Raw genomic sequence first — 26,111 nt, forward strand, 5'->3', positions numbered from 1 at the left:
GCGTCGGTCAGAGACCGACGTCGGGCAGCGTCGGGCGCGTTTCGAGCGCCTTCGCGACGATCGCCTTCACTTCCGCGAGCGTGTCGCCCTGCAGCGCGAGGCGCGGCGGACGCGTGACCGCGCTGCCGCGGCCGACCAGTTCTTCGCACAGCTTGATGCACTGCACGAGGTCGGGGCGTGCGTCGAGGTGCAGCAGCGGCATGAACCAGCGATACAGCGCGAGCGCTTCGTCGAAGCGCTTCTGCTTCGCGAGGCGGAACAGCGTTTCGCCTTCCTTCGGGAACGCGTTCGACATGCCCGACACCCAGCCTTCGGCGCCGACGGCGATGCTCTCGACCACGACGTCGTCGAGGCCCGCGAACAGCACGAAGCGATCGCCGACCGCGTTGCGCAGGTCGATGAAGCGGCGCGTATCGCCCGACGAATCCTTGAAGCAGACGATGTTTTCGCAATCCTGCAGCGCGATCAGCACGTCGGGCGTCACGTCGTTCTTGTAGATCGGCGGGTTGTTGTAGACCATCACCGGCAGGTCGGTGCTCGTCGCGACCGCGCGAAAGTGCGCGGCGGTTTCGTGCGGTTTTGCCGAGTAGACCAGCGCGGGCATCACCATCACGCCGTCAACGCCGACGCGCTGCGCTTCACGCACCGTGTTGCGCGCGAATTCGGTCGTGAATTCGGCGATGCCGGCGATCACCGGAATCTTGCCGCCGGCCGCGTCGCGTGCGGCTTCGATCACCTGGAGCTTCTCGCTCGTCGACAGCGACGTGTTTTCGCCGACCGTGCCGCAGACCACGAGGCCCGACACGCCGTCGTTCACCAGGTTCTTCACCACGCGGTGCGTGGCGTCGATGTCGAGGGAAAAGTCCGGCTTGAACTGGGTGCTGACGGCCGGGAAGACCCCGGTCCACTGAATGGCGTTTCGGCTCACTTCAATCTCCTACGTGTTTGTATCGGTCGGCCGACAGGTGTCGGTGTGCAACCAGTATCGCTGCGCCGATGCCGATCACGCTTGAGTCGTATCGCGGAGCAAAATGACGAAATCGGCACAGCGGCCGGACGGCGCGGCAACGGCGCGTCGCACTATGCCGATTTCGTCGTCGTCCTCATCGAAAAGCCACAAGCGGGCGGACGCGCGACGGAGGAAGCTGTGCTCCTTTCCCCACTTCGGACGGCTCATGATGAAGCGCATCCAGATCATCGATTCGCACACGGGCGGCGAACCCACTCGGCTCGTCGTGTCCGGTTTCCCCGCGCTCGGCAGCGGCACGATGGCCGAGCGCCGCGACGTGCTCGCGCGCGAGTACGACCGCTACCGCACCGCCTGCATCCTGGAGCCGCGCGGCAGCGACGTGCTGGTCGGCGCGCTGCTGTGCGAACCCGTGTCGCCCGAAGCGGCGGCCGGTGTGATCTTCTTCAACAATAGCGGCTATCTCGGGATGTGCGGGCACGGCACGATCGGCGTCGTGCGCACGCTGCATCACATGGGGCGCATCGCGCCCGGCATTCATCTGATCGAAACGCCCGTCGGCACCGTCGAGGCGACGCTGCACGACGACCTGTCGGTCAGCGTGCGCAACGTGCCCGCGTATCGCCACGCGAAGGGCGTCGCGCTCGACGTGCCGGGATACGGCCCCGTGACCGGCGACATCGCGTGGGGCGGCAACTGGTTCTTCCTGATCAGCGACCACGGGCAGCGCGTCGCCGGCGACAACGTCGCGGCGCTCACCGCGTACGCGTCGGCCGTGCGCGCAGGGCTCGAACGCGCGGGCATCACCGGCGCGAACGGCGGCGAGATCGACCATATCGAGCTGTTCGCCGACGATCCCGAACACGACAGCCGCAGTTTCGTGCTATGCCCGGGCCTCGCGTACGACCGTTCGCCGTGCGGCACCGGCACGAGCGCGAAGCTCGCGTGTCTCGCGGCCGACGGCAAGCTCGCGCCGGGCGCCGTATGGCGGCAGGCGAGCGTGATCGGCAGCGTGTTCCAGGCGAGCTACGAAGCCACCGACGGCGGCATCGTGCCGACGATTCGCGGCAGCGCGCACCTGAGCGCGGAAGCGACGCTGCTGATCGAGGAAGACGATCCGTTCGGCTGGGGCATCGGGTCGTGAGCGAAACGAAGACCGACGTCGTCGTGATCGGCGCCGGCATCGTCGGCGCCGCGTGCGCGCACGAACTCGCGCAGCGCGGGCTGCGTGTGCTCGTCGTCGACGACGCGAGCGGCGGCGCGACCGGCGCGGGCATGGGGCACCTCGTCGCGATGGACGACAACGCGGCGGAACTCGCGCTGAGCCGTTACTCGATCGAACTGTGGCGCGCGTTGAGCGGCGAGATGCCCGAAGGCTGCGCGTATCGCAACTGCGGCACCTTGTGGCTTGCCGCCGATGCGCACGAGATGGATCTCGCGCGTGCGAAGCAGGCGGCGCTGGCCGCGCACGGCGTGGCGGGCGAGCTGATCGACGCGGCCGCGCTCGCGCAACGGGAGCCGATGCTGCGTGCGGGCCTCGGCGGGGCGCTGAAGATCCCCGGCGATGCGATCCTCTATGCGCCCGTCACCGCGAACTGGCTGCTGCAGCGCGCGCCGCGCCTCACGTTGCGGCGCGACCGCGCCGTCGCGGTCGACGGCCCGAGCGTCGCGCTCGCGAGCGGCGACACGCTGCACGCGGAGCGGGTGGTCGTCGCGAATGGCGTTGCGGCGCGCACGCTTCTGCCCGAACTGCCGCTGCGCCCGAAAAAGGGCCATCTGCTGATCACCGACCGCTATCCGGGCCACGTGTCGCACCAGCTCGTCGAGCTGGGCTATGCGGCGAGCGCGCATGCGAGCGACGGCACGTCGGTCGCGTTCAACGTGCAGCCGCGGCCGACCGGCCAGTTGCTGATCGGCTCGTCGCGCCAGTTCGACACAGAAGACGCGCGAGTCGAGCCGCCCGTGCTCGCGCGCATGCTGCGCCGCGCGGTCGGCTATCTGCCGGATCTCGCCGACCTGAACGGCATCCGCGCATGGACAGGATTCCGTTGCGCGAGCCCCGACGGGCTGCCGCTGCTCGGCGAGCACCCGGCGCGGCCGGGCGTGTGGCTCGCGGTCGGGCACGAAGGGCTTGGCGTGACGACCGCGCCGGGCAGCGCGCGGATCGTCGCCGCGCTGATGGACGGCGAGCGGCCGCCCATCGATATCGAACCGTATTTGCCGGGACGCTTCCTGAGCGCGTCCCCCGTAGCCGGAGCGCTGACATGATCATTCATCTGGACGGCCGTGCGCTGACGGTGGCCGACGGCGCGACCGTCGCGGCCGCGGTCGCGGCGAGCGGCGACGATACGACCCGCGTGTCGTGCACCGGCAGGGCGCGTGCGCCGTTTTGCGGAATGGGCATCTGCCAGGAGTGCCGAATGACGATCGACGGCCGGCGCCGGCTGGCGTGCCAGACGCTGTGCCGAGACGGGATGCAGGTGGAGCGCACGCGATGAAACAGGAACGACTGAGCGTCGACGTCGCGATCGTCGGCGCGGGCCCGGCCGGGCTGTCGGCCGCGCGGGCCGCCGCGCGCAACGGCGCGACGGTTGCGATCGTCGACGACAACCCGCGTGCGGGCGGCCAGATCTGGCGGCAACACGCAACGGCCGCACCGGCATCGGCCGCCGCCGAGCGGCTCGCCGTGTTGCGGCAGCTGAACGTCACGCACCTCGCGGCGACGCGCATCGTCGCCGAAACGCAGCCGGGCACGCTGCTGCTCGAGGACGACGAGCGCGGTCGGCTGCTCGATTTCCGCACGCTGATCGTGTGCTGCGGCGCACGCGAACTGCTGCTGCCGTTTCCGGGCTGGACGCTGCCGGGCGTCACCGGCGCAGGCGGCTTGCAGGCGCTGATCAAGTACGGCCTCGACGTGCGCGGGCAGCGGACGGTGATCGCGGGCAGCGGGCCGCTGCTGCTGGCGAGCGCGGCGACGGCGCGTGAGTCCGGCGCGCGCGTGCTGCACGTACTCGAACAGGCTGCGTGGGGCGACGTGGCCGGTTTCGGCGCGGGGTTGTGGCGCTGGCCGTCGAAGCTCGCGCAGGCCGCGAAGCTCGTCACGGCCGTTTATCGGCCCGATGCGCACGTCGTCGAGGCGTTCGGCCACACGCGGCTCGAACGCGTGCGGATTCGCCAGGGCGACCGCGAGTTCGAAGTCGACTGCGACCGGCTCGCGTGCGGCTTCGGCCTCGTGCCGAACACCGTGCTGCCGAGTCATCTCGGTTGCCGGATCGAGAATGGCGCGGTGGCGGTCGACGCGCACCAGCGCACGAGCCGCGACGGGGTTTTCGCGGCGGGCGAGTGTACGGGCGTCGGCGGCAGCGAACTGGCGATGGTCGAGGGTGAAATCGCAGGCTATGCGGCGACCGGGCAGACGGCGCCGCTGGCCGAGCTCGTCGCGCGGCGCGCGCACTGGCAGGCGTTCGCGGATGCCGTGCGCGAGCGTTTCGCGATCCGCGAGCCGGTTCGCCGGCTTGCGCGGCCCGACACGCTGCTGTGCCGCTGCGAGGATGTGCGTTTCGATGCCGTCGCGGGGGAGCCGGGCTGGACGGCCGCGAAGTTGCAGTCGCGCTGCGGGATGGGGGCGTGCCAGGGCAGGGTGTGCGGCGCGGCCGCGCAGGCGCTGTTCGGCTGGACGCCGCCGGTGCCGCGGACGCCGCTCGTGCCCGCACGGGTCGGCACGCTGATGCTGGACGGCACGGCTTCCTGCGACGGCGCGTGAGCCATCGCGGCAACGCGGCAACGTGGCAACGTGGCAACGTGGCAACGTGGCAACGTGGCCCCATTGACATCGGGCCGCGCCGTTCATTCCACCTTCACTTTCTCCCAACCGCCCACCTGCGGCGCCGCGCACGCGCGCAGACACTCGATCGTCGCGGCCACGGCCGCGCGATGCGCGCTGTCGGGGTGCCAGTACATCGACACCGCGCCCTGGCCTTCGAGCTGCATCGGCAGAATCCGGATCGCGTTCAGTTGCGCGAAGCGCTGCGCGGCACGATGTGACGCGACGCCGAGCAGGTCGGTGTTGTTCAGCAGCGTGAGGTTCAGGATCGACGAATTGGATTCGACGCAGTGCGGCGGCCGCACGCGGCCGGCGGCCGTCAGCGCGGCTTCCAGCGCATTGTGCACGGGCGTGCCCGCCGGCCACACGATCCACGAATAGGCGAGCACGTCGTCCCAGCCGACCGACGCCGCGCCGGCGAGCGCATGGCCGGGCCGCGCGACGAACACGACCGGGTCGACGTACAGCGCTTCGGCGCGCAGCAGCGGATCGACCGACGTCGAGCCCGAGCGGCCGACGACGATATCCAGTTCGCTGCGCGCGAGCTGCGGCATCAACTGGTTCATCGTGCTTTCGGTGAGCCGCACCTGTGCACGCGGCATCCGTTTCAGCAGTTGCGACACCGCGAGCGGCACCGTATCGGCCGCCGCGACGCCCGACGTGCCGATCGTCACGAGGCCGCTGCCGCCTTCGCGCAGCGCGGCCATGTCGTCGCGCGCGACGTCGAGCTGCGCTTCGACGCGGCGCGCGTGCTCGATCAGCGCTTCGCCGTAGGGCGTCGGGCGCAGGCCGCGCGCATGCCGCTCGAACAACGGCAGCCCGACATCCTCTTCCAGCTCCTTCAGCCACTTCGACAGCGCGGGCTGCGTGGTCGCGAGCGCCACCGCCGACTGGCTCAGGTTGCCGGTGCCGGCGACGCTCAACAGTACCTGCAGATGCCGCAGTCGCAGCCGGTGGGTCCAGTCCATCGCATGCCTCGTCGCAAGTTGGTATATCCATAATGATATGGATCAGATGATTTGACCATTTTACCGGGTATGGCTGCGTCGAATATAAATGCATTCACGGACCGCAACGGTCCCCGCCCCGACATAGCGCCGACGCCGATCGGCCGACTCAAGGAGACATCATGACGACCTGTCCGGACGCGTCGCGCGCCGCCTACTACGCACGGATCGCCGAGCAGCGCCTCGCGCCGTTGTGGGAATCGCTGCACACCCTCGTGCCGAAATCGCCGCAGCCGGCCGCGCAGGCCGCGATCTGGAAGTACGCGCAGGTGCGCGACCTCGTGATGCAGGCCGGCAGCGTGATCAGCGCCGAAGAGGCCGTGCGCCGCGTGCTGGTGCTGGAGAACCCGGGGCTGCCCGGCAAGTCGAGCATGACGCCGACGCTGTACGCGGGGCTGCAGCTGATTCTGCCGGGCGAGATCGCGCCGAGCCACCGGCATACGCAATCGGCGCTGCGCTTCATCGTCGAAGGGCGCGGCGCGTGGACGGCCGTGAACGGCGAGCGCACGACGATGCATCCGGGCGACTTCATCATCACGCCGTCGTGGGCATGGCACGACCACGGGAATCCGTCGGAAGACGAGGGCGGCGAGCCGGTGGTGTGGCTCGACGGGCTCGACATCCCGCTGCTCGCGCACCTCGACGCGGGCTTCGCGGAGAACTACCCGCAAGCCGTGCAGCCGGTGAATCGCCAGGAAGGCGACAGCTTCGCGCGCTTCGGCCACAACATGGCGCCGGTGCGGCATCGCGCGAGCGATCCGACGTCGCCGGTATTCAGCTATCCGTATGCGCGCACCCGCGACGCGCTCGACGCGCTGTACCGGAACGGCGAACTCGACGCGTGGGACGGCGTGAAGTTGCGCTACGTGAACCCCGCGACGGGCGGCTGGCCGATGCCGACGATCGCCACCTTCATGCAGTTCCTGCCCGCCGGTTTCGACGGCCGCACGTATCGCAGCACCGATGCGACGGTCTATTGCGTCGTCGAAGGCGGCGGCACCGCGCACATCGGCGGCAGCGCGTTCGCATTCGAGCCGCACGACATCTTCGTCGCGCCGTCGTGGGCGCCCGTGCGGCTGTCGGCGTCGTCCGACAGCGTGCTGTTCAGCTATTCCGACCGGCCCGTGCTGGCCGCGCTGAATTTGCTGCGCGAAGCGCGCGACTGACGCCCGACGCCGACGATTTCGACGATCCGTTTTCATGCGCCGCCGCGGCGGCGCGCCTCCCTTCATCCGTATTTACGCTGGAGCCGTTCATGACTTTCGTTTTCCCGCCCGAAGCGCCCGTGGCGCTGCCCGTCGCCGGCAGCGATGCCCGATTCGCGGTGCGCCGCGTCTATTGCGTCGGCCGCAACTACGCAGCCCATGCGCGCGAAATGGGCTTCGATCCCGATCGCGAGCCGCCGTTCTTCTTCTGCAAGCCGGCCGATTCGATCGTGCCGGTCGCCTACGGCGAAACGCTCGAACTCGCGTATCCGTCGCAGACGCAGAACTATCACTACGAAGCGGAACTCGTCGCGGTGATCGGCAAGGGCGGCGCCGACATTCCGCTCGAGCGCGCGCTCGAACACGTGTGGGGCTACGCGGTCGGCCTCGACATGACGCGCCGGGACCTGCAGATGAAGATGCGCGAAATGGGCCGGCCGTGGGAAATCGGCAAGGCGTTCGACCGTTCGGCGCCGATCGGTCCCGTGCATCCGGCGAGCGAGGTCGGTCATTTCGAGCAGGGCGGCCTGTGGCTGACCGTCAACGACGCGACGAAGCAGAAGAGCGACGTGTCGCACCTGATCTGGTCGGTTGCGGAGACGGTGGCCGACCTGTCGAAGTTTTTCCGCCTCGAACCGGGCGACGTGATCTTCACGGGCACGCCCGAAGGTGTCGGCGCGGTGGTCGCGGGCGACGTGATGAGGGTCGGTGTCGAGCGCCTCGGCGAACTGACCGTGCGCGTGGTCTGACGCATCTTCCCCGAAAGGTCACATCGTGCAACTGCATAGCTTCTTCAACAGTTCGACGTCCTACCGGGTGCGCATCGCGCTCGCGCTGAAAGGGCTGCCGTACGACACGCTGCCGGTGAACATCCGCACCGGCGAGCATCGCGAGGCGGCCTACGTCGCTAACGTGAACCCGTCGGCCGCGGTGCCGGCGCTGGTCGACGGCGATTTCGGCCTCGGCCAGTCGCTCGCGATCGTCGATTACCTCGACCAGCTCCAGCCGACGCCTCGACTGATCCCGCTCGAGTTACCGCGTCGCGCGCGCGTGCTGGAGCTCGCATCGCTGATCGCATGCGACATCCATCCGGTCAACAACCTGCGCGTGCTGCGCTATCTCGACAGCGAACTGAACGTGACGCCGCAGCAAAAGACCGCCTGGTACCGGCACTGGATCGCCGAAGGAATGGCCGGCGTCGAGCGGCTGCTCGCGCGCGCGGACCAGGGCCCGTGGTGCTTCGGCGACACGCCGACGCTCGCCGACGTGTGCCTCGTGCCGCAGGTCGCGAACGCATTGCGGATGGATTGCGACCTGAGCGCGTATCCGCGCAGCCTCGCGGTGTTCGAACACGCGCGGCACGAGCCCGCGTTCGACGCGGCACAGCCGCGGCGGCAGCCGGATTACGTCGCGTAACACGAAGCAGGAGACAGACATGAGCGAGACAAAAGACAACGGCCGGCGCGTGCTGGTGATCGGCGGTGGCATCGGCGGGCTCGCGACGGCGCTCGCGCTCGCGCGCCAGGGCATTCGCGTGAAGCTGCTCGAACAGGCGGGCCAGATCGGCGAGATCGGCGCGGGGATCCAGCTCGCGGCGAATGCGTTCAACGCGCTCGACGCGCTGGGCGTCGGCGAGGCCGCGCGCAGCCGGGCGGTGTTCACCGACCGGCTGCAGTTGATGGACGCGATCGATGCGCGCGAAGTTGCGCGCATCGATACGGGTGCCGCGTACCGCGAGCGTTTCGGCAATCCGTATGCGGTGATTCATCGCGCGGACATTCACCTGTCGATCTACGAAGCGGTCAAGGATCATCCGCTGATCGAATTCCGCACGAGCACGCAGGTGTGCAGCTTCGAGCAGGACGGCAACGGCGTGATCGTGATCGACCAGCACGGCGAACGCTACCGTGGCGACGCGGTGATCGGCTGCGACGGCGTGAAATCCGCGATCCGTCAGGCGCTGACCGGCGATGCGCATCGCGTGACGGGCCACGTCGTGTATCGGGCGGTGGTCGACGTCGAGAACATGCCGCGGGATTTGCAGATCAATGCGCCGGTCGTATGGGCCGGCCCGCATTGCCATCTCGTCCACTATCCGCTGCGCGGCGGGCGGCAGTACAACCTCGTCGTCACGTTCCACAGCCGCGAGCAGGAAACCTGGGGCGTGCGCGACGGAAGCAAGGAGGAGGTGCTGTCGTACTTCGACGGCATCCATCCGCTGCCGAAGCAGATGCTCGACCGGCCGACGTCGTGGAAGCGCTGGGCGACCGCCGACCGCGACCCGGTCGAACGCTGGAGCGCGGGCCGCGCGACGGTGCTCGGCGACGCTGCGCACCCGATGACGCAATACATCGCACAGGGCGCGTGCCAGGCGCTCGAGGATGCGGTGACGCTCGGCGCGGCCGTCGCGCAGACCGACGGCGACTTCGAGGCCGCGTTTGCGCTGTACGAACGCGTGCGGATTCCGCGCACCGCGCGCGTGCTGTATTCGGCGCGCGAGATGGGGCGGATCTATCACGCGAAAGGCGTCGAGCGGCAGGTCCGCAACGGGCTCTGGGTCGGTCGCACGCAGGCGCAGTTCTACGACGCGCTCGACTGGCTGCACGGCTGGCGTGCGCAGGATTGCCTGAAGCTGCCCGCTTGACGCGGCACTGTCAGCCCGATTCCGGCGGCGCGCATTTCAACGACACGACGCGCGCCTGCCTTCCTGGAGGAGACACCATCATGGCCGATACGCTGTCCGTCGACGTCAGCGAATGGATCGACCGGCATCGCGTGGCGCCGTTTCAGGCCGCGATCGTCGTCCTGTGCTTTCTGATCGTCGCGATCGACGGGTTCGATACCGCGTCGATCGGGTTCATCGCCCCCGTCATCCGCGCGGAATGGGGCCTGTCGCCCGCGCGGCTCGCGCCGGTGTTCGGCGCGGGGCTCGCCGGGCTGATGGCCGGTGCGCTCGTGTTCGGGCCGTTCGGCGACCGGTTCGGCCGCAAGCGCCTGCTGCTCGCGTGCGTCGCGTGCTTCGGCATCGCGAGCGCCGCGTCGGCGAGCGCAGGCGGACTGACCGAGCTGATCGCGTGGCGCTTCGTGACCGGGCTCGGGCTCGGCGGCGCGATGCCGAATGCGATCACGCTGACGTCCGAATACTGCCCGGCGCGGCGCCGTTCGCTGCTGGTGACGACGATGTTCTGCGGCTTCACGATCGGCTCCGCACTCGGCGGGCTGGCGGCCGCGTCGCTGATCGAGCACCACGGCTGGCGCGCGGTGCTCGTCGTCGGCGGCGCCGCGCCGCTGCTGCTTCTGCCGCTGCTCGCATGGCGGCTGCCGGAATCGGTGCGCTATCTCGTCAATCGGCGCGCACCTTCCGCGCGGATCGCGGCGATGCTGGGTCGCATCGCGCCCGATCCGCATCTTGCGAACGCGACGTTCATCGCGCCCGCCGGCAAGCCGGCCGGGTCGCCGCTTGGGCGCCTGTTCGGCGCCGATCTGCTGCGCGGCACGCTGCTGCTGTGGCTCACGTTCTTCATGAGCCTGCTCGTCATCTACCTGCTGTCGAGCTGGTTGCCGACGCTGCTGCGTACGACCGGCGCGACGCTGCAGACGGCCGCGCGCGTGACCGCGATGTTCCAGGTCGGCGGCACGCTCGGCGCGATCGTCCTCGGCGCGCTGATGGACCGCTTCGACCCGCATCGCGTACTGGCCTGCAGCTATGCGGCGGCCGGCGGATTCGTCGCGGCGATCGGCGTGTTTGCCGCGTCGCCGTGGGGCGCCGCGCTCGCCGTGTTCGCGGCCGGCTTCTGCGTGTCGGGCTCGCAGGTCGGTGCCAATGCGCTGTCCGCCGCGTTCTATCCGACCGAGTGCCGCACCACCGGCGTGAGTTGGGCGAACGGGATCGGACGGGGCGGCTCGGTCGTCGGATCGATGGCGGGCGGCGCGATGCTGGCGATGGGCGTGCCGTTGCCGACCGCGTTCGCCATCGTTGCGGCGCCGTGCGTGATCGCGGGCATCGCGGTGCTGGCGCTCGGCGTGGTGCGTGCCGAGGCGGCGCGCAGGCCTGCCGCGCAGGCTGCGGCGGTCGAGGCGGTCGAGATTGGCCGATCCGCATGAGCACGGAAAAACCGGATCGCGCCAGATCTTCGGTGGACGATGCGGGGGCCGCCTGACGTTCGTCCGTGACGCGTCGATTCGCCGTATCAGGCGTGTTCACGTCTACTGGCCGTCGTTCAACAACGTGCTGGCGCCCGGGACGCGGCTCGGCTGGACGAGCGTCGGGCGCCGGCATGCGCGCGTGAAGATGCTGAAGTTCGGATGCTGAAGTTCGCGCACAGCCGACACGTGGCGTCAGGATCGCTCCCGGTTCGATCTTCTCGAATTCCGACCGCTTCGACGGCTCCATCCGGCTCGCTTGCACGCGCGGGTTCGATGCGGCGCACGAAGCGGCGTTCGAAACGCTCGGGCGCCTCGCGCGGGGAGCCACGGCGGCCTGGTAAGCGCGGTGGCGGCCGGCCGGGCTTGCGAATACGCGAGCCCGCCGGCAATCCGGGCCGCCGGCTCGGCCAGCCGCCGCCATTTCATCGGCCGACCGAGTGCGTGGCGAGGTGCTGGCGGATCAGCGACAGATAACGATCGCCGACCGAGAAATCGCGCGCGGCGCGGGGCCGCTCGGCCTGACGCAGCGTGGCCGGCGCGCTCATGCCCAGATAGCGGCACACGGCCGACGGAAACGGCTTGCGCGTGTGCCCGAGCTGGCGCGCCGCGCGCTCGACGCGGGCATCGCCGACCTGGGCGCGCAGCCATGCCAGCACTTGGCGATCGGCGTCGTTGACGATACGGACCAGATGTTCCATCTCGCACCTCACTGTTCATAAATACAGTACTGTAAATATAACCAGTGTTTGCGGCGACCGCAAGCGGGCACGCACGCGATTGGCCGTTCGGCCAGGGTCAGCGGGCCGGCGCGGCGGTCCGCGCGATCCGGGCGGCAGGCGCGGCGCGGGCCGTGGGGGCGGCGGCTCCCGCATAGCGCGCGTCGGTCAGCGTGCCGAGGAACGCGACGATGTCGTCGATTTCCGCGTCGGTCAGCGCGGGCGGCGTACCGGGCCGGCGGTTCATCGGCGTCGAATTGACGTTGATGTTGCCGCGGTACGCGGCCGGCACGTCGTCGAACGTTCTGGCCCCGTGATACCAGAAGCCCGGGTCGGTCGAGCGCGTGTTGTAGAACGCGACCGCATCGCGCAGCGTCGTGAACACGCCGTTGTGCATGAAGGACTGCTTGAGCGCGACGTTGCGCAGCCCCGGCGTGCGCAGGTAGCCGCACCATTGTGTCGGCTCGGGCCAGCGCAGCCGTCGCGCGGTGTCGCACAGTCCGTTGTCGAAATGGCGCGGATCGCGGTTCGCCGGCAGCGCGCGGTTGCGCGGCACCGCGATCGCGTCGTAGCCGAAGTCGGTGAACAGCGAGCGCTCCGGGCGGCTCGACGTGTCCGACAGCGTGTGGCAGGTCATGCAGTTGCCCTTGTCCGGATTCCGGAACAGCGCGAGGCCGCGCATCTCGGCCGGCGCGAGCGGCTTGCGCGTGCGCAGGAACGCGTCGAAGCGCGACGTGAACGGCGCCATCTCGTCGCTCTGCAGGTAGGCTTCGACGGCCGCACCCAGCGCACGCACCAGTTGCTCGGGATCGCGCCGCACCGACGCACCGAAGCGTGCGGCAAGATCGGGCGCGAGTTCGGTTGCGCCGACCTTGCGCAGCAGCGCGGCCGGCGACCGGTTGTTCATCTCGTCCGGATCGAACAGCGGCCCGCGGATCTGCTCGGCGAGCGTATCCGCGCGGCCGTCGCCGAACAGGCCGCCGAACGGCGACGGCGCGGGCGCGTCGTCGTCCTGATAGAAGTGGCGGCGCGGCACGTAGCGCACATAGAGCAGCGACGGTGCGTTGCGCCGGCTGAAGTGCCCGGGCCGGCTGCCCTCCGGCACGCCGGGCCCCGCGAGCGACGCGGCCGACAGCGTCGGCGCGAACGCGCGGCCCGGATCGTGGCAGCCCGCGCACGACATGCCGCGCGGCTCGGACAGGCGCGCATCGAAGAAGATCCGGCGGCCGAGCGCGACGAGCGTCGGGTCGGGCGCGAAGCGCGCGGTCGCCGCATCGATCTTGGCCGTCACCTGCGGGGTGCCTTTGCCGATCGTGTCGACGACCCGCGACGGCGGTGCGCCGGGCAGCAGGACCGTTTCGGCCGGCGCGGCGTGGGCCGCGAGCGCAAGGCCGGCGAGCGTCGCGGCCGCGAGCATGCGGACCTTGCGCCCGCCGCGCGCGGCAGCGGAGCCCGCGGCCGGAACCGAACCCGCATGCCGACGGATGTCCGCCATCGTCGCGCGCCGGCCCGCCGCGCCCGTCAAACCGCTGCCCAGCCTGACATCGTCACTCACGGCGCGATGAACCCCGTCTTGTCGCAAGCGAGCGTCGTGCCCGACTGGTTGCACGACGCGAGCAGCTTGCCGGCGGCCGAATACGCATGGAACACCCAGCCCGTCGCCGGGGCCGCGCGACGTTCCATGATCAGGAAGCCGAAGCTGTTGTTGTGCGACAGCCGCTCGATCACCGCGCCCGGTGCGGGCGTCAGGCCGGCCGGGAACGGATCGGGCAGCGCGACGTCGAGGTTGTCGCCGCCGTTGCCGGACACGATCGTCGCCGGATGCCCGGACGAGAAGTTGATCGCCTGGAAGTCGTGCACGTGCCCGTGCAGCGCGACGTTGCCCGGCGCGGGCGTGCTGCCCGCGATCGGCGCGAACGCGAGGATCGGATGATGGTTCGTGAAGATCGTCGTCGTCATGCCGGCTTTCGACGCGAGCGCGGCCACCGTCTGGAACTGCTTCTGGTAGATGCCGAATTGCGCGTCGGTCGTCTTGAGCGGCGTGCGGCCGACCTTCGCGGTGTCGAACACGATCACCTGCGAGCCGCCGCCGAGCGACACCGCATAGGGTTCCGAATAGTTCGCGTTGTTGTCGTTGGCCGGATCGTCGCACGAACGCGCGGCCGAATACGGGCGCGGATCGAGGAAGCGGAACCAGCCCTGGCCCGCGCGCGCGCATTCCTCGTGGTTGCCGCGCACGACGACCCACGGCGCCTTCGCGAGCAGCGGCGCGGCCGGGCGGAACAGGTCGGCCTGCCACGTATCCCAGCCGTAGCCCCACGGGCTGTCCTTGCAGCCGGCGATGTCCGGCGGGCAGGCGTTCTCGCGATAGTGGTAGTCGCCGATGTGCATCACCAGATCGGGCGACAGCTTCGCGACGCTGGCCGCGATCGTGTCGAGCGGCCACACCGTCGCGTCGTTGCACGCCTGCCATGCGTTGTCGGCCTTCTTCATCCGGCAGCCGGTGTCGGCGATGATCGCGATGCGTTGCGGCTGCGCCTTCGGCAGCGGCAACGTGCGGCCCGCGACGCTCGCCGCCAGCGCGCCCGCCGGCAGCGTCGCCTCGCAGACGGACACCGGGAAGCTCGACGGTTTCGAATCGGCCGGGTCGCTTGCGGTCGGCCGCTGGGCGACGGTTGCGGCGCCCGCGCGCAGCGACATGCGCGACAGCTTGCCGTCGACGCTCAGTTGCGGGCACAGCGGATCGGCGGCCGACGCGGGCGTGTAGTTCGTGATGACGCGCGCGATCGCCTGGTTCGTGTCGCCGATCTCGACCCATGCGGCCTGGACGTTGACCGACGCACTCGCCGGATCGGCCGGCGAATCGATGTGGTTCGAGCACGCGGACAGCGCGGCGAGGGCAACAAGGGGAGCGCCGCGCACGAGCAGCGCGCGCGTGAGGAGTCGTCGCATGGGAGGCACCGTAGGAAAGTCGTCAACGATACGCAGCGAGAATGTAAGAAATGTGAAAAAACGGGGCGACGAGCGCGCGTTCACGGGCCGGGCGCCGCTATTGCGACGGCGGTCCGTAGTCGCCGGAGGGCTTGACCTCAAGCCGGCTTGAAGCAGCACAGTGCGATGCGCGATCAACGAACCCGAAGGGGAATTGCGATGGAATCCAGCCGGCCCAACGAAACGCAATCCGCGCTGTGGAATGGCCCGTCCGGGCGCGCGTGGGTCGATACGCAGGCGACGATCGACCGGATGTTCGAACCGCTGGCGCGTTTGATCGTGGAGGCGGCGGCCACGTCGGGCGCGCGCAGCGTGCTCGACGTCGGCTGCGGAACGGGCGCGGTCACGCTTGCGATCGCGCGGCGGCTCGGTGCGCACGCGCGATGCACGGGCATCGATATCTCGGCGCCGATGATCGATGTCGCGCAGGCGCGCGCCGAGCGCAGCGGCACACATGCCCGCTTCGTGTGCGCCGATGCGCAGACGCACGTGTTCGAGCCCGCGAGCGTCGACCTGATCGTGTCGCGCTTCGGCGTGATGTTCTTCGACGATCCGGTGCGGGCGTTCGCGAATCTGCGGGATACGGCGCGGCCGAATGCGCGGATGCGGTTCGTCGCGTGGCGCGGTGCGCCCGACAATCCGTTCATGACGGTCGCCGAGCAGGCCGCCGCGCCGTTGCTGCCGAACCTGCCTGCGCGGCGCCCCGGTGCGCCGGGGCAGTTCGCGTTCGGCGACCGGCGGCGGATCGCGTCGGTGCTGTCGGATAGCGGCTGGGCAGACATCACGATCGAGCCGGTCGATCTGCCGTGTGCGTTACCGGAGTCCGCGCTGGACGACTACATCACGCGACTCGGCCCGGTCGGGCTTGCGTTGCTGGAGGTGGACGACGCCACACGGCGGCGCGTGGTCGACGCGATGCGCGCCGCGTTCGAGCCTTACGTCGACGGCGCGGATGTACGCTTCGACGCGGGTTGCTGGCTCGTGACGGCGCGCGCGCCGTCCGCATGACAGGCGCGGTCAGGAAGCGGAAAGGGTGGCCAGTGCATCGTTGTTCGCGCGGGACGAAGCCGGGCCGCGCAACGGACGCGCGTCAGCGCCGCCGCGCGCGCAGCATCAGCCACGCGCAACCGCCGGCGACCATCGCGAGACCGAGCAGGACGGCCTCGACGCCGAGCGCGAACCCGGGCGGCATTTCGCCGCTGTTCGGCACCGGCGACAGGTTGATGCTCATTGCGACGGCGCCGCCGGCGAGCAGCGCCGCGCAGACGATCCAGTAGACCTTGCCGCGCGGCGCCGCGGCACGGATGCGCCACAGTGCGATGCCGATTCCGCCGAAGTAGAGCACCGCAAGCGTGCCGAGCGCGATGACATCGGACGCGCGACTTTGCAGGAGCCCGGTCATCGTGCGGCTCCGTCGGCCAGGGCGACCGGCCCCGGCGCGTTTAAGGCGACACACGGGTTCATTCGGCTTCCGTCGCGTGCCCCGGCGCGCGGCTCAGCAGATGCGTGCGCTTGTCGGCCGCGAGCGACACGTAGCGTTCGTACTGGCGCAGCACGTCGGCGATCACTTCGTCGCCGCGCAGGTATTCGACGTCGTAGCCGAGCCGCCCGTCCTCGAAGAACGTGACGATCCCGTACACGTGGGCCCGTTCCGCTTCCGGCTCGGCCGCCTCGCGCACGAGGAACGCGGCCGCGGATTTCGCCGTCACGCGCACGCCGTACACGAAGTCGCGATGATCGGCGGTCGGCACGATGAGGCGCACGGCATCGTCGCTGTCGCGCTGCACGTTCGCATCGACGCCGCTCGTACGCAGCTCGTCGGCGACCTTGCGCAACGCGGGCTCGACCGTCTCGGCGATGAACTGGCGCGCTTCGGTTTCGGTCGTCTGCCGAAGAATGTGCGTGAGGCGATGGCGCCAGTGCTGGCCGGTCCAGAAGCTCGCGGCGGGCGCGAGGTCCTGCGAATAGTGCACGCGGTCGGCCGCGAGCCCGCGCCACAGCCCGTAGCAGAGCGCGATCATGATGATCGCGACCGGCAGCGCGGCGATCAGCGTCATCGCCTGCAACGCGCCGAGGCCGCCCGCGACGAGCAGCACCGCGGCCGTCACGCCGAGCAGCGCGGCCCAGAACAGCCGTTGCCAGACGGGCGAGTGCGCGTTACCGCGCGTCGCGATCTGGTCGATCACGAACGCGCCCGAATCGGCGGACGTGACGAAGAACACCGCGATCAGCACGATCGCGACGATCGACAGCAGTTGCGGCAGCGGCAGGAAATCGAAGAAGCGGAACAGCAGCGCGTCGACGTTGGTGGCCGTCTGCGCGAGCGCGCCGGCCGCGCCGTGCGTATCGAGCCAGATCGCGCTGTTGCCGAACACGGTCATCCACACGAGATTGAACGCGGTCGGCACGAGCAGCACGCCGATCACGAACTGGCGGATCGTGCGGCCGCGCGAGATGCGCGCGATGAACATGCCGACGAACGGCGACCACGATACCCACCATGCCCAGTAGAGGATCGTCCAGCCGCCGAACCAGCCTTCCTCGCGCGGCGGTGCATACGCGTACGTGCGGAACGACAGGTCGACGAGGCTCGACAGGTACTGGCCGATGTTGTCGCCGAGCGCGCGCAGCAGGAAGGCGGTCGGGCCGGCGACCACCACAAACGCGAGCAGCAGGAACGCGAGCAGCAGGTTCAGCTCGGACAGCCGCCGCACGCCCTTGTCGAGGCCGGTCGCGGCCGATACGCCCGCGAGGATCACGACGACCGCGACGAGCCCGATGCGGAACACGTTGCTGCCGGTATCCCAGCCGGCGACGGTATGCAGGCCCGCGCTCAGCTGCATCACGCCGTAGCCGAGCGTCGTCGCGATGCCGGCGACCGTGCCGACCAGCGCGAACGCGTCGACCGTGTGGCCAATCCAGCCGTTGATGCGTTCGCGCAGCACCGGATACAGCCCGGAGCGCAGCGTCAGCGGCAGGTTGTAGCGGAAGCCGAAATACGCGAGCACGAGCCCCATCAGCCCGTAGATCGCCCACGCGTGGAAGCCCCAGTGGAAGAAGGTCATCAGCATCGCCTCGCGCGCGGCGGCGGGCGTGCCGGGGTCGACGGTGGGCGGCTTCAGGAAATGCTGCATCGGCTCGCCGACGCCGAAGTACATGAGGCCGATGCCCATGCCGGCCGCGAACAGCATCGCCGTCCACGACACGAAGCTGAATTCGGGTTCGGCATCGTCGGGGCCGAGCCGGATGTTGCCGAAATCGCTCGCGGCGATCAGCACGAGAAACACGAGGAAACCGGTGACGGCGAGCACGTAGAACCAGTCGAAGCGCGCGATGACCCATTGCTGGCCGGCGGAGAACAGCGCGCCGGCTTCGCTCGGGAGCAGCGCGCACACGACCAGCAGCGCACCGATGACCGCAAGCGCGGGCAGGACGACCTGCGGCTTGAAGGTCGTGCGGGGCGAGGGGCGGGAATCTGTCATGGTGGGCATCCGGTTGTGGGCGCAACGAGGCGCGACGCCGCCCGGCACGCACGTCGCGTGTCGGACCCTGATACGGCGTGCGTCGAGTGTACCGCGGTGTCGGAACTGCAAGAAGGGGGCATGCAGAAGGAGAAACCTGACGAATTGTAAGGCATTGGGGGGATCGAGAAAACCCGCGCGGCGGGTTGACGGCGAGCGGCGTATGCCGCGCGACGGACGCGGTTCGGATACCCGGACGACCCGCGCGACGTGCGCGCAGTGCACGAATCGCGTGTCGTCCGGCGGGGGGCAGCGCGCGGAAGGCGCTGCCGCGATGGTTCAGAAGGTGTTCAGAACGTGACGGCGATGCCGGCCATGCCGACGAACTGGCCGTGCGTCGTCGACGGCGTGAGCTGCTGCGAATCGCCGACGATCGGTGCCGCGTCGACGATGTGGCCGGCGCCTTGCGCGCCGAGCGTGCGGCCACTCGAATGCGTGTACGCCTGCAGCGCATAGAGCGTCGTGCGCTTCGACAGGCTGTACGACTCCTTCAGCGAATACTGCTGGTAGCGGGCCGCGCTGTCGACGCCGTTCGCCCTCGACGCGAGCGTGTACGCGAATGCGCCGGCCACCGAGAACGCCGGCGTGAAGCGGTAGGCGGCGAGTGCGCCGTAGGTATTGAACACGGCCGTGTCCGTGAACGCGGAGCCGTTGCCGGGCAGGTACTTCACGTTCGAATAGTTGATGCCCATCGTCAGGTTGCCGAGCGTGTAGTTGCCGGCCGCCGCGACCTGCTCGACGGCTTTCGCGCTCAGGTAGCCCTGGTTCAGCACGGATACCGCGAAGCTGCCCGACGCGGCGGTCGCCGGATTCTGGAAGCCGGCCGACGAGCCCGAGCTGTTGATGCGCAGGTAGCCGGCCGCGACGCCGACCGGCCCGTTCGCGTAACGCAGCGCGGCGCTGAACGTGTTGCCCTTGCCGGTCGCGCCGGCAATGCCGCCGAATGCGTACATCGCGCTGGCCGTCATCCCGCCGACGGTCGGCGACGTATAGGTTACCGAATTGTTCACGCGGATCGTCGTGTCGAGGCCGTCGATGTCGCCCGGATGCGCGCCGGTCGCGCCGGTCAGCCAGCTGCTCGACGCATACGGGCCGACGAACAGGAAGTAGGGCGTGTACTGGCGGCCGGCCGTCATCGTGCCGTAGCGATCGTTGCGCAGGCCGACGAACGCCTGGCGATTGAAGATCGTGCCGGCGGCGGCCTGCGCGCCGTTGTTCAGGTTGAAGCCGGCCTGCAGGTCGAAGATCGCATGCGTGCCGCCGCCGAGATCCTCGTCGCCGCGCAGCCCGAACTTCGACGCATACAGGTTGCCGTCGCGCAGGTAGAGGTTCGAGTGGCCCTGCTGGTTGTTCACGTACGCGAGCGAATCGTCGACGACGCCGTACAGCGTCACGCTGCTCTGCGCGTGAGCGGCGGTCGTGCCGAGCGACGCGGCCGATAAAATCAGGATTGCATAACGGTTGACGGGTGCTTTCATCGTCGAATCTCCAGATCTCTTCATCTTTTGAAGGTGGACGGGAGGCTCGGTCGCCTCCTCTGTGACCGGCGGCGGGCCGCATGGACGGCCCGCGTTGCCCGGGTTACGCGGTTCAGTTGTCGAATGCGACGACGAGGCGGCGCCACGCGCGATCCTGCGCATCCTGTTCGACGCGCGCGCCGCGTACGGCGACCGGGCCTTGCAGCGACGCGGGCAGCAGCACCTCGACGCGATCGGCCGGGCGCGCCGGGCGGCCGTCCCAGCGCACCGACACGCCGAGCGCGCCCGACGCCTCGCGGCCGGTTTCGATGCGCCACAGCCCGTATTCGCCGTCGCGCCATGCTTCCGTCTCGCCGTCGTCCTCGATGCATTCGCCGTACGCGACGCCGTCCTCGATGCGCGGTGCGACGAGGAAGCCGCGCGTGTCGGCGCGTGCGCCGAAATGCTGTTGCGCGACGTTCAGCGGCAGCACGCGGCCCTCGCGCAGCAACATCACCGGCGTGTCGAGCGGCGCGGGCAGCGTCACGCTCGTGCCGCCGTCGAACGACCGCGCGCTCGCGCAGCACATCCAGCGCGCGCCCGACGGCAGGTAGACGGTGCGCTCGGTCAGGCCGGGATCGACGACCGGCGCGACGAGCAGCGCGTCGCCGAGCATCATGTCGTCGCATTCGTCGTAGCAGCGCGCATCGCCGGGGAAATCGGCGAACGTCGGCCGCAGCACCGGCTCGTAGCGCGTCGTCGACAGCCACAGCAGGTGATAGAGGTAGGGCAGCAGCCGGTAGCGCTGCTTGATCAGCGACGCGATCTGCGCGGTGATCTCCGGATACATCCACGGTTCGTTGACGGTGCCGTCGTCGTTCCACGAATGGATGCTGAAGCGCGGCATGAAGATGCCGAACTGCACCCAGCGCAGCAGCAGTTCAGGCGACGGCGCGGGCCCGGAGAAGCCGCCGATGTCGTGGCCGATGTTCGACACGCCCGACAGCGCCAGCCCGAGGCCCATCTTCAGGTTGTAGCGCAAGGTTTCCCACGACGTGTAGTTGTCGCCGGACCAGGTCTGCACGTAGCGCTGCATGCCGGCGCCGCCGGAGCGCGACACGAGGAACGGCCGCCGCGCCGGCGCATGCGCGCGCTGCGCTTCGCGGGACGCGCGCATCATCAGCATCGTCTGCAGCACCTTGGCTTCGCGCGCCGGGAACGGCCGGCCGAAGCCGTGCGCGATCGCGTCGGGCGACCAGATCTCGTACTCGTTGTTGTCGTTCCAGGTCGACTCGATCCCGTATTCCAGCAGCGCCGACGTGACCTGCTCGCACCACCAGCGGTACGCGTCGGGCTGCGTGAAGTCGAGATACGCGCCGACTTCGTCCCAGAACTGCACCCATGCGGGCTCGCCGGACGCCGAGCGGATCAGCAGCCCGCGCGTTGCCGCGTCGTCGAACGCAGGATGGTCGCGCAGCAGGCACGGCTTGATGTTCGCGCACAGGCGGATGCCGTGGTCCCGGTAATGCTTCACGAAGCCCTTCGCGTCGGGAAATTTCTCGCGGTTCCAGTTGAACACGTAGCGTTTCGCGCCGATCGACGTATAGCCCGACGACAGGTGGAACGAATCGCACAGGACGTCGTGCGTATCGCACTGGTCGACGAACCGGTTCATCTGCTGCTGCGCGTCCGGCGCATCCGTGTAGCTCATCGTCGAGCCCGAATAGCCGAGCCCCCATTTCGGCGTGCGCGCGGGGCGCCCGGTGAGCCACGTGAAGCGCCGCGCGGCGGCGAGCGGCGTGTCGGGCGACGCGATGAAGTAGTAGTCGAGATCGCCGTGTTCGGCGACGAAATAGCGGTACGGGCCGTGATAGTTGTCGAGTTCGCGGCCCATGTCGAACGCGCAGTCCGACAGCGTGTCGTAGAAGAGGCCGAAGCCCTGGCATGCATCGGGCGACCACGTGATGTAGAACGGGATGTGCTTGTACAGCGGATCGGTGTGCTTCGCGCTGTAGCCCATCGCGTCGATGTTGCGCATCTCGAAGCGCGCGCCGGTGCGGTCGAGGTCGCCCGCGCGTTCACCGAGGCCGAATACCTTGTCGCCGTGCTCGCGCGCAACGTAGTGATACGCGCGATCGTCCCACCACCCGAAGTTGTACGCCTGCGTCGCGCGGTCGGCGAGTGCGACGCGCCACACGCCGTCCGCGCCGCGCATCGACCACGTGCAGCGGCCGCCTTGCCGGCGCACCGCGAGCCGGATCTGCGCGGTCTCGATGCACACGCCTTCGTCGTCTTCGACAAGCGTATAGGCGGGCAGGGCGAAGCCGTCGAGGTCGAGGCGGTCGCGGCCGTCGAGCGGCACGTCGTCGAGGCCGGGCGCGATCGACCACGTGCGCGGGTTGCGCGCCGTCGCGTCGGGCAGCACGCGCACGCGCACGATGTCGTCCTCGAGCACGAAGATCTCGATGGTTGCACCCGCATCGGACGCGAGCAGCACGCGGTTCGCGTGCTGACCGGCGACGCGGAACCCGGGCGGATGAAGAAGCGAAGTCATGAATGCGATTCCTGGTGAGAACGAAGGTCAGGCGTGCCGTGCGAGCAGGCGTTCCTGCTTCGACTGCCCGCGGATCAGCACCGCGAGCAGCGTGACGCCGATGAGGTCGAACAGGCCGAGGCACGCGAACAGCGGGGTATAGCCGATCTTGTCGGCGAGCGCGCCGACCAGCAGCGAGAAACCGAGCCCGCCGATCCACGCGGCCATCCCCGCGAAGCCGCTCGCGGTGCCGACTTCCTCGGGATCGAACACGTCGGCCGACAGCGTGTTGACGAGCGCGGAGATCATCTGGTGCGCGAAGCCGCCGACGCAGAACAGTGCGATGGCCGTGTACGGCGACGATACGAGCCCGATCATCGCGGGCCCGAGCATCAGCACCGCGCCGAGCGCGACGCCGGCCACGCGCGACCACACGAGCGGCAGCTTGAAGCGCGTCGCGAGATACGGCGACAGGTAGCCGCCCGCGATGCCGCCGAGATCGGCCGCGAGAAACGGCATCCACGCGAAGATCGCGATCTGCTTGAGTTCCATGTGGCGTTCGGTCGCGAGATACAGCGGAATCCAGAAGCTGAAGGTCTGCCACGCGGGCTCGGCGAAGAAGCGCGGCAGCGCGATCGCCCAGAAGCGCCGCGCGGTGACGACGTCGCGAATGCGGCGCTTCGACACGGGCGGCATCGTCGCCTGGCCGTCGCGGATCAGCGCGCGTTCCTGCGACGTGATGCGCGGATGGTCGGCGGGCGAGCGGTACTGCGTGTACCAGAGCGCGGCCCACACGAAGCCGAGCGCGCCGGTGACCATGAACGCGGCCTGCCAGCCGAACCGCATCGAGATGAACACGACGAGCGGCGGCGCGATCGCCGCGCCGAGCGACGTACCCGCGTTGAAGTAGCCGACCGCGACGGATTTCTCGCGATCGGGAAACCATTCGGCGACGGCCTTCATTCCCGACGGAATCGCGGCGGCTTCGAACAGGCCGAGGAAGCCGCGCAGGATGCCGAGCGACAGCCAGCCCGACGCGAAACCGTGCGCGACGCCGACCACCGACCACAGCATCGCGAACAGCGCGAACCCGAGCCGCAGCCCGATCAGGTCGACGACGAAGCCGCACACGGGCTGCATGATCGTATAACCGATCTGGAACGCGCCGACGATGTACGAATACTGCTGCGTCGAGATCGAAAAGACCTGCTTCAGCTCGGGGGCGAGCACCGCGAGGGAATTCCGTGCGAGGTAGTTGAGGATCGTGCCGAGACATACGAGCACGATGATCCACCAGCGCAACGCCTTGACTGTCTTCACTGCTGTCTCCTGTCGGGCAGGGCCGGCGCGCGGCGCCGGCCCGATCCATGACGACCCACCATTCGGAGGGCCTGTTTTTCGCCTGATTCATACGATGTCCGATCTTGAATGCCGCCAATTTCCCCGTTTCACGTCGGAGGAGTGGCGTTCAAGCGAACATCCTGTCGTCATTGAAGGGTGATGTTATCTGACGACTGATCATTTTCGAACATCCTATGTTCGAATTCGAATCCGGTCAACGCCAAATTGCATTCGAACGAACTTGCTCGGGGTTTTCCCGATGGGCGAAGGGCGGCGGCGTGCGTTGCGCCGCATGGCGATCACGCGCCGAAGGCCCGTGCGGCGGGGCTGGGCGAGCGATCGGACGACCGACACGTGCGGGAAGAGGGTGTGACAACCGCAATGAAAATTTATTTCTTTTCATTATCGAGATTGTGTAAATTAATTTTCATCATCCTTGCAACTCCCCTTCGCATGACGCCACTCGTTTCGCCCGACGCCAGCCACGACGAACCCGCGATCGCCGAGCGGATCGCGTCGGCCATGCCGTTGATGACGCCGATTCACCGGCGCATGGGCGAGTTCGTGCTCGCGAACCCGTTCCGTGCGGCGACGATGCGCATCGACGAACTCGCGCAGGCCGTGAATGCGTCGATCGCGACCGCGAACCGCTTCGCGAAGGCGCTCGGCTTCGACGGCTATCCGGCGATGCGCGCGGCGCTCGTGCGCGGCTTCGAGGCAACGCTCGGCCCCGTCGAGCGGCTGCGTTCCGCGCAGGAGCAGGAGTCGGGCGTGCGCGGCGCCGCGTGGATCGACGCGGTGTTCGACCAGGCCGTCGCGAATATCGGGAACACGCGTGCGCAACTGGACGCGACCGATGTCGAGGCCGCGGTCGAGGCGATCGTCGGCGCGCGACGCGTGCTGATCCTCGGCGCGGGCTCGAGCGCGTTTCTCGCCGGGCTGATGGAGCACGGGCTGTCCGTCTGTCACGACAACGTGCAGTCGCTCGCGCTGCTCGGCGGCCCGTCGCATGCGGCGCGGCGGCTGTACACGGCCGATTCGCGCGATCTCGTGATCGCGCTCGCGTTTCCGCGCTACGTGAAGGACACGATCGAACTGGCCCGCCGCGCGGCCGCTCGCGGTGCGCGCGTGCTCGGTATTTCCGACGGCCCGCAGTCGCCGCTTGCGCCGATCGCGTCGCTGAACCTGTACGTCAGGGCCGAACGGCGCTTCGCGGCCACGTCGGAGGCGGCCGTGCTCGCGATGATCGAGGCGCTGATCGACGCGGTCGCGCTGCGCACGCACCGGTCCGCGAAATCCGCGGCCGAGATGACCGAATTCCTGCTGCCGTGGCTCACGCAGCCGCAAGCGACGCCGCCCGTCGCCAACCCTTCTTCTCACCGTCCGAAAAAACCATGACTTCATCCGCGATCGTTGCGATTCACGGCGGCGCAGGCACGATCCTGCGCGATGCGATGGATTCCGATACCGAACGGCAGTACCGCGCCGAACTGACCGCGATCCTGACGGCCGCGCAGCAGGTGCTGGCCGATGGCGGCAGTGCGCTCGACGCGGTCACCGTCGCGGTGCGGATGCTCGAGGACTGTCCGCTGTTCAACGCCGGGCGCGGCGCTGTTTATACGGCCGAAGGCAAGCACGAACTCGACGCGGCGGTCATGGACGGCGCGACGCTCGGCGCCGGCGCGATCTGCTGCGCGACGCGCGTGCGCAACCCGGTGCTCGCCGCGCGGCGCGTGATGGAAGCGAGCGAACACGTGCTGTTCGCCGGGGCGGGCGCCGATGCGTTCGCGGCCGCGCAGGGGCTCGAACTCGCGGAGCCCGGCTACTTCGCGACCGAAGCGCGTCACGCGCAGTGGGTCAAGGCGCGCACGGCGGCCGGCGCGATGCTCGACCACGACGCGGCCACGTTCACGTTCGGCGCTTCGCCATCGCAGCAGCAGCCGGCCGAGCCGCTCGATCCGGACCGCAAGCACGGCACGGTCGGCGCGGTCGCGTGCGACCTGAACGGCCACATCGCGGCGGCGACGTCGACGGGCGGCATCACGAACAAGCAGCCGGGGCGTGTCGGCGATTCGCCGATCATCGGCGCGGGTTGCTATGCGGACGACGCAACCTGCGCGGTGTCGGCCACCGGCACCGGCGAGATGTTCATCCGGCTCGCGACCGCGCACGACGTGGCCGCGCAGATCGCGTACCGCGGCGCCTCGCTCGCCGACGCCGCGCACGACGTCGTGATGAACAAGCTGCCGCGCGTCGCGGGCCGCGGCGGGATCATCGCGGTCGATGCGCACGGCAACGTCGCGATGCCGTTCAATACCGAAGGAATGTACCGCGGCTACGCGCGCGTCGGTGAAGCGCCGGTGGTCGGCATCTATCGCGACGACGACACGGCCTGATCCGGACC

General features: G+C 69.3%; 23 protein-coding genes and 1 pseudogene. 13 read left to right on the forward strand and 11 right to left on the reverse strand.

All coding sequences use genetic code 11. The features are described 5' to 3' along the window. Positions 1–7: 7 nt before the first annotated feature. Both WJ16_RS24835 and WJ16_RS35025 read right to left on the reverse strand, forming a co-directional pair. Positions 8–928 carry a dihydrodipicolinate synthase family protein gene (locus tag WJ16_RS24835; RefSeq protein ID WP_069259696.1) on the reverse strand — a complete coding sequence of 307 codons (921 nt, stop codon included), beginning with the start codon at positions 926–928 and terminating at the stop codon, positions 8–10. Between the two features lie 75 nt (positions 929–1,003). Next, positions 1,004–1,177: a hypothetical protein gene (locus WJ16_RS35025; RefSeq protein WP_157126858.1), complete on the reverse strand. Its 174-nt coding sequence runs from the start codon at positions 1,175–1,177 to the stop codon at positions 1,004–1,006. A gap of 1 nt (position 1,178) precedes the next feature. Between WJ16_RS35025 and WJ16_RS24840 the strand changes: the two genes are divergently transcribed. From WJ16_RS24840 to WJ16_RS24855, 4 genes are read left to right on the forward strand one after another with little or no spacing between them, the layout of a single operon-like run. Then, positions 1,179–2,111 (forward strand): 4-hydroxyproline epimerase, encoded by a 933-nt coding sequence (locus WJ16_RS24840; protein WP_069261121.1) that lies wholly within the window; start codon positions 1,179–1,181, stop codon positions 2,109–2,111. Then, the gene (locus tag WJ16_RS24845) at positions 2,108–3,235 is read left to right on the forward strand and encodes an NAD(P)/FAD-dependent oxidoreductase (protein WP_069259697.1); all 1,128 of its coding nucleotides are present in this window, start codon (positions 2,108–2,110) and stop codon (positions 3,233–3,235) included. The genes WJ16_RS24840 and WJ16_RS24845 overlap by 4 nt, the downstream gene beginning before the upstream one ends. Then, positions 3,232–3,465 carry a 2Fe-2S iron-sulfur cluster-binding protein gene (locus WJ16_RS24850; RefSeq protein ID WP_069259698.1) on the forward strand — a complete coding sequence of 78 codons (234 nt, stop codon included), beginning with the start codon at positions 3,232–3,234 and terminating at the stop codon, positions 3,463–3,465. Before WJ16_RS24845 ends, WJ16_RS24850 begins: the two co-directional genes overlap by 4 nt. Beyond that, positions 3,462–4,730 (forward strand): NAD(P)/FAD-dependent oxidoreductase, encoded by a 1,269-nt coding sequence (locus tag WJ16_RS24855; RefSeq protein ID WP_069259699.1) that lies wholly within the window; start codon positions 3,462–3,464, stop codon positions 4,728–4,730. The genes WJ16_RS24850 and WJ16_RS24855 overlap by 4 nt, the downstream gene beginning before the upstream one ends. 83 nt (positions 4,731–4,813) lie before the next feature. On the opposite strand, the gene WJ16_RS24860 is transcribed toward WJ16_RS24855, so the two are convergent. Further along, positions 4,814–5,758 (reverse strand): LysR substrate-binding domain-containing protein, encoded by a 945-nt coding sequence (locus WJ16_RS24860; RefSeq protein ID WP_069259700.1) that lies wholly within the window; start codon positions 5,756–5,758, stop codon positions 4,814–4,816. 161 nt (positions 5,759–5,919) lie between these two features. Here WJ16_RS24860 and gtdA point away from each other — a divergent pair, with 161 nt between their 5' ends. The 6 genes and pseudogenes from gtdA to WJ16_RS35665 all read left to right on the forward strand — a co-directional run. Next, positions 5,920–6,963 (forward strand): gentisate 1,2-dioxygenase, encoded by a 1,044-nt coding sequence (gene gtdA, locus WJ16_RS24865; RefSeq protein ID WP_069259701.1) that lies wholly within the window; start codon positions 5,920–5,922, stop codon positions 6,961–6,963. Between the two features lie 89 nt (positions 6,964–7,052). Continuing rightward, on the forward strand, positions 7,053–7,751 hold the full coding sequence (locus WJ16_RS24870) for a fumarylacetoacetate hydrolase family protein (RefSeq protein ID WP_069259702.1): 699 nt from the start codon (positions 7,053–7,055) through the stop codon (positions 7,749–7,751). 25 nt (positions 7,752–7,776) lie between these two features. Beyond that, positions 7,777–8,418, forward strand: a complete 642-nt coding sequence (gene maiA, locus WJ16_RS24875; RefSeq protein WP_069259703.1) for a maleylacetoacetate isomerase — start codon at positions 7,777–7,779, stop codon at positions 8,416–8,418. 19 nt (positions 8,419–8,437) lie between these two features. Further along, positions 8,438–9,646 carry a 3-hydroxybenzoate 6-monooxygenase gene (locus WJ16_RS24880; RefSeq protein WP_069259704.1) on the forward strand — a complete coding sequence of 403 codons (1,209 nt, stop codon included), beginning with the start codon at positions 8,438–8,440 and terminating at the stop codon, positions 9,644–9,646. Between the two features lie 80 nt (positions 9,647–9,726). After that, positions 9,727–11,106, forward strand: a complete 1,380-nt coding sequence (locus WJ16_RS24885) for an MFS transporter (RefSeq protein ID WP_069259705.1) — start codon at positions 9,727–9,729, stop codon at positions 11,104–11,106. A 100-nt stretch (positions 11,107–11,206) separates the two neighbouring features. Further along, positions 11,207–11,489 (forward strand): annotated as a pseudogene (locus tag WJ16_RS35665) (hypothetical protein); the annotation flags it as partial. Positions 11,490–11,570: 81 nt separating this feature from the next. On the opposite strand, the gene WJ16_RS24890 reads toward WJ16_RS35665, so the two are convergent. The 3 genes from WJ16_RS24890 to WJ16_RS24900 form a co-directional block, all read right to left on the reverse strand. Continuing rightward, positions 11,571–11,846: a CppA family protein gene (locus WJ16_RS24890; RefSeq protein ID WP_069259706.1), complete on the reverse strand. Its 276-nt coding sequence runs from the start codon at positions 11,844–11,846 to the stop codon at positions 11,571–11,573. A 97-nt stretch (positions 11,847–11,943) separates the two neighbouring features. Beyond that, positions 11,944–13,281, reverse strand: a complete 1,338-nt coding sequence (locus WJ16_RS24895; RefSeq protein ID WP_157126893.1) for a cytochrome-c peroxidase — start codon at positions 13,279–13,281, stop codon at positions 11,944–11,946. 134 nt (positions 13,282–13,415) lie between these two features. Then, positions 13,416–14,816: a metallophosphoesterase gene (locus WJ16_RS24900; RefSeq protein ID WP_069259708.1), complete on the reverse strand. Its 1,401-nt coding sequence runs from the start codon at positions 14,814–14,816 to the stop codon at positions 13,416–13,418. Positions 14,817–15,014: 198 nt separating this feature from the next. Here WJ16_RS24900 and WJ16_RS24905 point away from each other — a divergent pair, with 198 nt between their 5' ends. Then, the gene (locus tag WJ16_RS24905; RefSeq protein ID WP_069259709.1) at positions 15,015–15,863 is read left to right on the forward strand and encodes a class I SAM-dependent methyltransferase; all 849 of its coding nucleotides are present in this window, start codon (positions 15,015–15,017) and stop codon (positions 15,861–15,863) included. Between the two features lie 82 nt (positions 15,864–15,945). On the opposite strand, the gene WJ16_RS24910 is transcribed toward WJ16_RS24905, so the two are convergent. From WJ16_RS24910 to WJ16_RS24930, 5 genes are all read right to left on the reverse strand, one after another. Then, entirely contained in the window at positions 15,946–16,257 is a 312-nt protein-coding gene (locus tag WJ16_RS24910; RefSeq protein WP_069259710.1) for a hypothetical protein, read from the reverse strand. 58 nt (positions 16,258–16,315) lie between these two features. Further along, on the reverse strand, positions 16,316–18,337 hold the full coding sequence (locus WJ16_RS24915; RefSeq protein ID WP_069259711.1) for a BCCT family transporter: 2,022 nt from the start codon (positions 18,335–18,337) through the stop codon (positions 16,316–16,318). Between the two features lie 329 nt (positions 18,338–18,666). Continuing rightward, a complete protein-coding gene (locus WJ16_RS24920) occupies positions 18,667–19,854 on the reverse strand; it encodes a porin (RefSeq protein ID WP_069259712.1) in 1,188 nt (395 codons plus the stop codon). Positions 19,855–19,966: 112 nt separating this feature from the next. Beyond that, positions 19,967–22,387 carry a glycoside hydrolase family 31 protein gene (locus tag WJ16_RS24925; RefSeq protein ID WP_069259713.1) on the reverse strand — a complete coding sequence of 807 codons (2,421 nt, stop codon included), beginning with the start codon at positions 22,385–22,387 and terminating at the stop codon, positions 19,967–19,969. 27 nt (positions 22,388–22,414) lie between these two features. Beyond that, positions 22,415–23,686 carry an MFS transporter gene (locus WJ16_RS24930; RefSeq protein WP_069259714.1) on the reverse strand — a complete coding sequence of 424 codons (1,272 nt, stop codon included), beginning with the start codon at positions 23,684–23,686 and terminating at the stop codon, positions 22,415–22,417. A 474-nt stretch (positions 23,687–24,160) separates the two neighbouring features. Between WJ16_RS24930 and WJ16_RS24935 the strand changes: the two genes are divergently transcribed. Both WJ16_RS24935 and WJ16_RS24940 read left to right on the forward strand, forming a co-directional pair. After that, complete coding sequence (locus WJ16_RS24935) at positions 24,161–25,105, forward strand: MurR/RpiR family transcriptional regulator (protein ID WP_069259715.1); 945 nt, start codon at positions 24,161–24,163, stop codon at positions 25,103–25,105. Continuing rightward, positions 25,102–26,103, forward strand: coding sequence for an isoaspartyl peptidase/L-asparaginase family protein (locus WJ16_RS24940; RefSeq protein WP_069259716.1), 1,002 nt, complete (start codon positions 25,102–25,104; stop codon positions 26,101–26,103). The genes WJ16_RS24935 and WJ16_RS24940 overlap by 4 nt, the downstream gene beginning before the upstream one ends. Positions 26,104–26,111 lie beyond the last annotated feature (8 nt).

The organism is Burkholderia metallica (assembly GCF_001718555.1).
Lineage (GTDB): Bacteria > Pseudomonadota > Gammaproteobacteria > Burkholderiales > Burkholderiaceae > Burkholderia > Burkholderia metallica.